9 protein-coding genes are annotated in these 8,690 nt (G+C 56.7%); 5 read left to right on the forward strand and 4 right to left on the reverse strand.

The features are described 5' to 3' along the window. Positions 1-98: 98 nt before the first annotated feature. The gene (purR, locus tag NKJ21_RS05645; protein ID WP_004202888.1) at positions 99-1,124 is read left to right on the forward strand and encodes an HTH-type transcriptional repressor PurR; all 1,026 of its coding nucleotides are present in this window, start codon (positions 99-101) and stop codon (positions 1,122-1,124) included. Between the two features lie 18 nt (positions 1,125-1,142). Here purR and punR read toward each other — a convergent pair whose 3' ends face one another. Then, positions 1,143-2,054 (reverse strand): DNA-binding transcriptional activator PunR, encoded by a 912-nt coding sequence (gene punR / locus NKJ21_RS05650; protein WP_012541515.1) that lies wholly within the window; start codon positions 2,052-2,054, stop codon positions 1,143-1,145. 112 nt (positions 2,055-2,166) lie between these two features. On the opposite strand from punR, the gene punC reads away from it, so the two are divergent. Then, positions 2,167-3,348: a purine nucleoside transporter PunC gene (punC, locus tag NKJ21_RS05655; protein ID WP_012541514.1), complete on the forward strand. Its 1,182-nt coding sequence runs from the start codon at positions 2,167-2,169 to the stop codon at positions 3,346-3,348. A 293-nt stretch (positions 3,349-3,641) separates the two neighbouring features. Then, a complete protein-coding gene (gene cfa, locus NKJ21_RS05660; protein ID WP_008804616.1) occupies positions 3,642-4,790 on the forward strand; it encodes a cyclopropane fatty acyl phospholipid synthase in 1,149 nt (382 codons plus the stop codon). Between the two features lie 35 nt (positions 4,791-4,825). Here the strand turns inward: cfa and NKJ21_RS05665 are convergent, their stop codons facing one another. Next, on the reverse strand, positions 4,826-5,461 hold the full coding sequence (locus NKJ21_RS05665) for a riboflavin synthase (RefSeq protein ID WP_012541513.1): 636 nt from the start codon (positions 5,459-5,461) through the stop codon (positions 4,826-4,828). Positions 5,462-5,690: 229 nt separating this feature from the next. Between NKJ21_RS05665 and mdtK the strand changes: the two genes are divergently transcribed. Together mdtK and asr are read left to right on the forward strand one after the other, a co-directional pair. Continuing rightward, positions 5,691-7,064 carry an MdtK family multidrug efflux MATE transporter gene (gene mdtK / locus NKJ21_RS05670; protein ID WP_012541512.1) on the forward strand — a complete coding sequence of 458 codons (1,374 nt, stop codon included), beginning with the start codon at positions 5,691-5,693 and terminating at the stop codon, positions 7,062-7,064. Positions 7,065-7,241: 177 nt separating this feature from the next. Then, entirely contained in the window at positions 7,242-7,706 is a 465-nt protein-coding gene (gene asr / locus NKJ21_RS05675; RefSeq protein WP_155011366.1) for an acid resistance repetitive basic protein Asr, read from the forward strand. Between the two features lie 140 nt (positions 7,707-7,846). On the opposite strand, the gene NKJ21_RS05680 is transcribed toward asr, so the two are convergent. Together NKJ21_RS05680 and NKJ21_RS05685 are read right to left on the reverse strand one after the other, a co-directional pair. Further along, positions 7,847-8,425, reverse strand: a complete 579-nt coding sequence (locus NKJ21_RS05680; RefSeq protein WP_008804612.1) for a TIGR00730 family Rossman fold protein — start codon at positions 8,423-8,425, stop codon at positions 7,847-7,849. Positions 8,426-8,430: 5 nt separating this feature from the next. Next, positions 8,431-8,690: hypothetical protein (locus tag NKJ21_RS05685; RefSeq protein ID WP_254732755.1), on the reverse strand; the 260-nt coding region annotated here is incomplete at its 5' end.

Here is an 8,690-nt window from a genome sequence, read left to right on the forward strand (position 1 = left end):
ACGTGATGCAATGTTGAAAATTGTATTCAGGGTGTGTGTAGGCAAACGTTTACGTATCGATGATCAGGCGATCAGGTCAAGGCATGGAGTGAGATGTAATGGCAACTATTAAAGATGTAGCGAAGCGCGCAAACGTTTCCACTACAACTGTATCACATGTAATTAACAAAACCCGTTTCGTTGCCGAAGAGACGCGCAATGCGGTGTGGGCGGCGATCAAAGAGCTGCACTACTCGCCGAGCGCCGTGGCCCGCAGCCTGAAAGTCAATCATACAAAATCGATTGGTCTGCTGGCGACCAGTAGCGAAGCCGCCTATTTTGCTGAAATTATTGAGTCTGTTGAAAAGAGCTGCTTCCAGAAGGGCTACACCCTGATCCTCGGCAACGCATGGAACGATCCGGAAAAACAGCGCGCCTATTTGTCGATGATGGCACAGAAGCGTGTCGACGGCCTGCTGGTGATGTGTTCCGAATATCCGGATTCGGTATTGAGCATGCTGGAAGAGTATCGCCATATCCCGATGGTGGTGATGGACTGGGGCGAAGCAAAAGCCGACTTCACCGATGCGGTGATCGATAACGCCTTCCAGGGCGGCTATATCGCCGGACGCTACCTGATTGAACGTGGCCATCGTGAAATCGGCGTGATCCCGGGTCCGCTGGAGCGCAACACCGGCGCAGGCCGCCTGGCCGGCTTTATGCAGGCGATGAAAGAGGCGCATATCAGCGTGCCGGAAAACTGGATTGTGCAGGGCGACTTCGAGCCGGAGTCCGGCTACCGTGCTATGCAGCAGATCTTAAGCCAGCAGCACCGTCCGACGGCGGTGTTCTGCGGCGGCGATATCATGGCGATGGGCGCTATCTGCGCGGCGGATGAAATGGGGCTGCGGGTGCCGCAGGACATTTCGCTGATCGGTTATGATAATGTGCGTAACGCCCGCTATTTCAGCCCGGCTTTAACCACTATTCATCAGCCGAAAGATTCCCTGGGCGAAGCCGCATTTAACATGCTGTTGGATCGTATCGTTAATAAGCGTGAAGAGTCGCAGTCTATCGAAGTGCATCCTCGTCTGGTCGAACGCCGCTCCGTGGCGGATGGCCCGTTTGTCGATTATCGCCGCTAAGACGTTTGCGGGCGCATATTATTCCGGCGCCCGCAGCCATTCCCGATTCAGCGTGTCGCTGTCCCCCAGATAGTCGAGCATCCAGTTCAGCGCCGGTGAGGCATCACTCTGCTGCCAGGTCAGACAGCAGGCGGCATCCGGGAACGGATTCTCCAGCGCCAGCGCGGTCCACACGCCGCGATCTACCCATGGTCGGGCGAAATGGCTCGGCACCATGCCGACGCAGAGGCCCGCCGACAGACAGGTGGCCGACGATTCCCAGTCGGGGACCACCACCCTCTTCTGGTTATCCAGCAGCCAGGTTGTTCGTTTGGGCAGTGAACGTGACGTATCCTCCCGCACCAGTGACGGCCAGTTACGCAGGACATCATCGCTCAGGGGTCCCTCCATCTTCGCCAGCGGGTGATCGCTCGCCACCACGCAGTCCCAGCTCAGCATCCCCATATCGCGAAACGCATAGCGGCCCCCGACCGGAATAGATCGCGTTGCGCCAATCGCCAGTTCTACACGGCCGTCGGCCAGCGCATCCCATACGCCGTTGAACACTTCCTGGAAAACGATGAGCTCGACGTCGGGAAAATGGCGATAGAAATCGACGATCATCTGGCGCATCCGCGCCGGTTTCACAATATCATCCACCGCGATCGACAGCTGCCCGCGCCAGCCGTTGGCGATTTGCTGGCACTGCTGGCGGGTGATCTGCATTTTTTTGATAACAGAGCGCCCTTCCTGTAAGAACCAGACCCCTGCGGGCGTCAGCTCCACATCACGATGGCGGCGCTCAAACAAGGGAACGGCCAGCCACTCTTCAAGCTGACGCACGGTATAGCTGATGGCGGAGGGCACCCGGTGCAGCTCCTGCGCGGCCGCGCTGAAGCTGCCGTTGCGGGCCACGGCATCAACCACTTCCAGAGAGTATTCAGACCACATTTTCTGCCTGCAAAATTTTTGAATGCATGTGACAAATATTAGCGTTTCACAAGCCACAATGCACTCCCTACACTCTGCGGCATCGTACCTGTACTCCAAAAATGAGAACGTTATGTCACAACCTGGGAAAGGATTTTTAGTCTGGCTGGCCGGCCTGAGCGTGCTGGGCTTTCTGGCCACCGATATGTACCTGCCGGCGTTTGCCGCCATGCAGCAGGATCTCAATACCTCCGCTGCCTCCATCAGCGCCAGCCTGAGCCTGTTCCTCGCCGGCTTCGCGCTGGGGCAGCTGTTCTGGGGGCCGCTGTCGGACCGCTATGGGCGCAAACCGGTGCTGTTGAGCGGCCTGGCAATTTTCGCGGCCGGCTGTCTGGGGATGCTGTGGGTGCACAACGCTACCCTGATGCTGGCGCTGCGCTTTTTGCAGGCGATTGGCGTCTGTGCCGCGGCCGTTACCTGGCAGGCGATGGTCACCGATTACTATCCTGCCCAGCGTACGAACCGCATCTTCGCCACCATTATGCCGCTGGTAGGACTGTCGCCAGCGCTGGCCCCGCTGCTGGGTAGCTGGCTACTGGTGCACTTCGAGTGGCAAGCCATCTTCGCAACCCTGTTTGCCATCACTCTGCTGCTGATGCTGCCTGCCCTGCGCCTGAAGGCAGCCGCAAAGTCGGTAGCAGTGACGCAGCAGAAGATCACCTTTCTCGCGCTGCTGCGCTCCCGGGAATACAGCGGCAACGTCCTGATCTACGCCGCCTGCTCCGCCAGCTTCTTCGCCTGGCTTACCGGTTCACCTTTTATCCTGCACGAAATGGGCTATGGCCCAACCGCTATCGGCCTGAGCTATATCCCACAGACCATCGCCTTTCTGGTGGGCGGCTATGGTTGTCGCGCGCTGCTGCAAAAATGGTCAGGACAACAGATGCTGCCGTGGCTGCTGGTGGTCTTCGCCGTCAGCGTTGCCGCCACCTGGCTGGTCGGCCTGCAAACGCATGCCTCGCTGGTGGCGTTAATGATCCCGTTCTGCATGATGGCGGTGGTCAACGGCGGGATCTATCCCATTGTGGTCGCCCAGGCGCTGAAACCCTTCCCGCAGGCAACGGGCCGCGCGGCGGCGCTGCAGAATACGCTGCAGCTGGGATTGTGCTTCCTGACCAGTTTGCTGGTATCGGCGCTGATCGCCACGCCGCTGCTGACCACCACCAGCGTGATGCTGGTCTCGATTGGCTTAGCCGGAATCGGCTATCGCCTGCAGCAAACGCCGGAGCTGACCCCCCACTCTTCCCACGCGTAACGCCCATCGCCGTTGCCCGGACCAGTCGTTAGCATGCTAAGAAAATTTTATTGAAAGCCAGTACTTAGCGTCCTATACTGGATCCGGGTTCACATAAATAGAAAATAGTTAAATATTAACGGATGCAGGATGCCTCCGTTTCACCATGGAAGGCCTTTCGGCAAGGGTTATCTCCCTTCCTCTGTTCTACGTCGGATAGCGACTTCACGGATTATCCGTGAGATTTCTCACAAAGCCAAAAAAGCGTCTACGCTGTTTTAAGGTTCTGATCACTTGGGCGTGATGGAGAAGCTATGAGTTCATCGTGTATAGAAGAAGTAAGTGTACCAAATGATGACTGGTACCGGATTGCAGCTGAATTATTGGGCCGTGCGGGAATAGAAATCAATGGCTCCGCGCCGTCAGACCTGCGAATTAAAAACCCTCTTTTCTTTAAACGTGTCCTGCAGGAGGGGTCGCTGGGGTTAGGCGAAAGCTATATGGACGGCTGGTGGGACTGCGAGCGTCTGGATATATTCTTCCACAAAGTGCTTCGCGCCGGACTGGAAAAACAGCTCCCTCACCATTTCAAAGATACACTCCGCATCGCAGGCGCTCGCCTGTTCAATCTGCAAAGTAAAAAACGCGCCTGGATTGTTGGCAAAGAGCATTACGATCTCGGCAACGATCTCTTCAGCCGAATGCTTGACCCCTACATGCAGTATTCCTGCGGATACTGGAAAGAGGCGCAAACCCTCGAAGCGGCGCAGCAGGCTAAACTGGACCTCATCTGTCGTAAGCTGGAGCTTGAGCCGGGGATGCGGGTACTGGACATCGGCTGTGGATGGGGCGGGCTCGCCGAGTATATGGCGCGAAATTACCAGGTCAGCGTTGTCGGCGTGACCATCTCCGCCGAGCAGCAAAAGATGGCCCAGGCGCGCTGCGCTGATCTTGACGTGGAGATTCGGCTCCAGGACTATCGCGATCTGCACGACAGCTTTGACCGTATCGTCTCCGTCGGTATGTTCGAGCACGTGGGACCGAAAAATTACGCCACCTACTTTGAGGTCGCGGATCGTAATTTGAAACCCAACGGCCGTTTCTTACTGCACACCATCGGTTCCAAAGTCACCGACCATAACGTCGACCCGTGGATCGATAAATATATCTTCCCCAACGGCTGTCTGCCGTCGGTTCGGCAGATCGCCGATGCCAGCGAGAAGCACTTTGTGATGGAAGACTGGCATAACTTCGGCGCCGATTATGACACCACCCTGATGGCCTGGTATGAGCGTTTTCTCGCCAGCTGGCCGGAAATTGCCGATAACTATTCTGAACGTTTCAAACGGATGTTCAGCTATTATCTGAACGCCTGCGCCGGCGCCTTCCGCGCCCGTGACATTCAGCTCTGGCAGGTAGTGTTCTCGCGCGGCATTGAACATGGGCTACGCATCGCCCGCTAACAAAATCTCCCCCGCTCACCGGCGGGGGATTTTTTTCAGGCTTCATTCACCTTAGACGCAACGTCTTTCGCGGCCAGCACGCGTTCAACCGTATCGACAACCGCCTGAGTTTGCGGGTCAATCTCAATATTGACGCGGTCACCCAGCTTTTTCGCGCCCAGCGTGGTCCGCTGCAGCGTTTCCGGGATAAGATGCACGCAGAAGCGGGTTGCCGTCACCTCGCCCACCGTCAGGCTAATGCCATCAATACCGATGAAACCTTTATAAAGGATATATTTCATCAGCGTCGGATCCTGCACTTTAAACCAGATCTGACGGTTATTTTCGGAAGTGAGGATCTTCACGATTTCCGCGGTGGTCATAATATGGCCGGACATCAGATGCCCACCGATTTCATCACTGAATTTCGCCGCCCGCTCGACGTTCACTTCATCCCCGATCTGAATATCGCCGAGGTTGGTAATCCGCAGCGTCTCTTTCATCAAATCAAAGCTGATGTGCGCGCCGTTTATTTCGGTCACCGTCAGGCAACAGCCGTTATTGGCTACCGAGGCGCCGGTTTCCAGCCCCTCCAGCATATGCGCCGGTAGCTCCACCACATGGGTGCGAAAATTGGGTTTATCATCAATGGAGACCACTTTCGCGGTTCCCTGAACAATACCAGTAAACATGTTAGGCTCCTGTTGAAAATCATGACGGTATCATTACCGTTTTCGCTATCGGGAACAATAACAGGAGGGCAAAGCGGTTGCCAGCGCGCTTCGTGCCTCGACTCTTTTTTCACTGGCTTAATGGCTAATCCTCGCTACAATAGACTGGAAATTCCTCATTTTTATCCCCTTGCTGCCAGTTACGGCGGCTTTTTTAGTCTCAAAATAACAACAAAATAAAGGTGTTCACGTGCAGAAGTATTTCGTTGAAGCGCGTCAGTTATTAGCTCTGGCTATACCCGTCATCCTTGCGCAGGTGGCGCAGACAGCGATGGGTTTTGTCGATACCGTGATGGCGGGTGGCTACAGCGCCACGGATATGGCCGCCGTGGCCATCGGGACCTCCATCTGGCTGCCGGCGATCCTCTTTGGCCACGGGCTGCTGCTGGCGCTGACCCCGGTGGTGGCGCAGCTTAACGGCTCCGGACGGCGGGATCGCATCGCACAGCAGGTGCGTCAGGGCTTCTGGCTGGCCGGCTTTGTCTCGGTGCTGATTATGGTCGTGCTATGGAACGCCGGCTATATCATCAGCTCCATGCATAATATCGACCCGCTGTTGGCTGAGAAGGCGGTTGGCTATCTGCGCGCGCTGCTGTGGGGCGCGCCGGGCTATCTGTTCTTCCAGGTTGCCCGTAATCAGTGTGAAGGGCTGGCGAAAACCAAACCCGGGATGGTCATGGGCTTTATCGGCTTACTGGTCAACATTCCGGTGAACTATATCTTTATCTATGGTCATTTCGGCATGCCCGAGCTGGGCGGTGTCGGCTGTGGCGTAGCGACTGCTTCGGTTTACTGGGTGATGTTCGCCAGCATGCTGTGGTGGGTGCGTCGGGCGCGTTCGATGCGGGATATCCGCTGCGCCGAGCGCTTCAGCCGCCCCGATGTCGCCGTCCTGTTACGGCTGGTGCAGCTGGGGCTGCCCATTGCTCTGGCGCTGTTCTTTGAAGTCACGCTGTTTGCCGTCGTCGCGCTGCTGGTCTCCCCGCTGGGGATCATTGACGTCGCCGGTCACCAGATCGCGCTTAACTTCAGCTCATTGATGTTCGTTCTGCCGCTATCGCTGGCGGCGGCGGTCACCATTCGCGTCGGCTTCCGTCTCGGACAAGGTTCAACGATCGATGCCCAGGTTTCGGCCCGCACCGGCGTGGGCGTGGGCGTCTGTCTGGCGGTATTTACCGCTATCTTTACCGTGCTGATGCGTGAACAGATTGCCCTGCTGTATAACGATAATCCCGAGGTGGTGCTGCTGGCCTCACACCTGATGCTGCTGGCGGCTATCTATCAGATCTCCGACTCCATCCAGGTGATCGGCAGCGGCATTCTGCGCGGCTATAAAGATACCCGGTCTATCTTTTTTATTACCTTTACCGCGTACTGGGTGCTGGGTTTGCCGAGCGGCTATCTGCTGGCGTTGACCGATATGGTTGTGCCACGCATGGGGCCCGCCGGTTTCTGGTGTGGATTTATCATCGGCCTGACCTCCGCCGCCATCATGATGATGCTGCGGATGCGTTTTCTACAGCGCCAGCCCTCCAGCATCATCTTACAGCGCGCCGCGCGCTAGTCCCTGCAAAGCCCGCCCCTCCGGCGGGCTTTTTCGTTCTCCGGCATTGCGACCACGTTGTACATTCCGTTACTCCCCGACACCAAAGACTTACTGATGGCACTCCCCGAGACGCATATAGTGTGGTCAACAGCCCCGCAGTGGGGTTACTCAAGAAACCAATTCGAGGATTTCAGAATGAAAAAAGTATTAGCTCTGGTTGTTGCCGCTGCTATGGGTCTGTCATCAGTTGCTTTCGCTGCCGATGCCGCAAGCGCCACCCCGGCCGCAGCTGCCAGCCATACCACCGTTCACCATAAGAAACATCACAAAGCGGCCGCGAAACCGGCAGCCGAGCAGAAAGCCCAGGCGGCGAAGAAACACCACAAAGCCGCTGCAAAACCGGCTGCTGAGCAAAAAGCCCAGGCGGCGAAGAAACACCATAAAGCCGCTGCGAAACCGGCTGCTGAGCAAAAAGCGCAGGCGGCGAAGAAACACCATAAAGCCGCTGCGAAACCGGCAGTCGCGCAGAAAGCGCAGGCTGCGAAGAAACACCACAAAGCTGCTGCGAAACCGGCAGTCGCGCAGAAAGCGCAGGCTGCAAAGAAACATCATAAAGCGGCACACCACGCAGCTAAACCGGCGGTTAAACCTGCGGCATAATGGTCAGGGCGTTAAGGTGATAAACCGGCGCAGAACAGCGCCGGTTTTTTTTCAGGAGGACATCATGCTGCAACGCTATCGCTTCGAATTGCTGCTGTTACTGCTCATCGTCTGCGCGCTGTTTACCCTGCGCTTGATATTTAAATAGCGGGCTGCTGAACCCATTTACGGGCCGGCGGCGTATAGTCGCGAAAACCGGCGATAATCTCGTCTGCCGAGGTAGCAAACGGCAGCATCTCCGCGTAGCGCGGGTGCATAAATCCTTCCCGTACCATGTTGTCGACCATCGCCTGAAGCGGATCGTAATAACCCTTGATATTCAGGAACGCGCACGGTTTCTCATGGATCCCCAGTTGCGCCCAGGTCCATTGTTCGAAAATCTCTTCGAGCGTCCCCGCCCCGCCCGGCAGGGCAATAAAGCCATCCGCCAGCGCCGCCATTTTGGTTTTCCGCTCGTGCATATCCTCGACCACATGCAACTCCGTCAAGCCGCGGTGGGCAATTTCCCGTTCCACCAGGCCGCGCGGCATCACGCCGATCACCACGCCACCGGCCTCCAGCGCCGCATCGGCGACCGCCCCCATCAGACCGACTTTACCGCCGCCATAGACAAGCGCCAGCCCCTGCTGCGCCAGCGTACGTCCGACCAGACGGGCGGTGTCGAGATACAGCGGATGTTCGCCAGCTGAAGAACCGCAAAAAATACCAATCGATTTCATCTTCGTTATGACTCCTTCTCTTCTGGTGGCCGATAATTTAACACAACGGCAACCGTACCGCGCAGAGTTAGACGGGCAGAAAAAAGCGAGTCATGACGCTCGCTGGCGAAGAAATATCCTTGTGGTTCAGTAAAATATATCCGGAATGGGTAAAAGTTCCGCAATCGCATGCAATGTGCAAGAAAAGTGACGTTTACCTCTTGCCACATCCTCTCCCTGCCGCTAATATGCGTCCCCGTTGTCACCACAACATTGCGTTCGTAGC

It is taken from the genome of Klebsiella sp. SWET4 (genome assembly GCF_024296565.1).
Lineage (GTDB): Bacteria > Pseudomonadota > Gammaproteobacteria > Enterobacterales > Enterobacteriaceae > Klebsiella > Klebsiella variicola.

Bases quoted from the DNA above. Each gene is read 5' to 3' on its own strand.
- purR (WP_004202888.1), top strand. From the start codon at position 99: ATGGCAACTATTAAAGATGTAGCGAAGCGCGCAAACGTTTCCACTACA.
- punR (WP_012541515.1), bottom strand. From the start codon at position 2,054: ATGTGGTCTGAATACTCTCTGGAAGTGGTTGATGCCGTGGCCCGCAAC.
- punC (WP_012541514.1), top strand. From the start codon at position 2,167: ATGTCACAACCTGGGAAAGGATTTTTAGTCTGGCTGGCCGGCCTGAGC.
- cfa (WP_008804616.1), top strand. From the start codon at position 3,642: ATGAGTTCATCGTGTATAGAAGAAGTAAGTGTACCAAATGATGACTGG.
- NKJ21_RS05665 (WP_012541513.1), bottom strand. From the start codon at position 5,461: ATGTTTACTGGTATTGTTCAGGGAACCGCGAAAGTGGTCTCCATTGAT.
- asr (WP_155011366.1), top strand. From the start codon at position 7,242: ATGAAAAAAGTATTAGCTCTGGTTGTTGCCGCTGCTATGGGTCTGTCA.
- NKJ21_RS05680 (WP_008804612.1), bottom strand. From the start codon at position 8,425: ATGAAATCGATTGGTATTTTTTGCGGTTCTTCAGCTGGCGAACATCCG.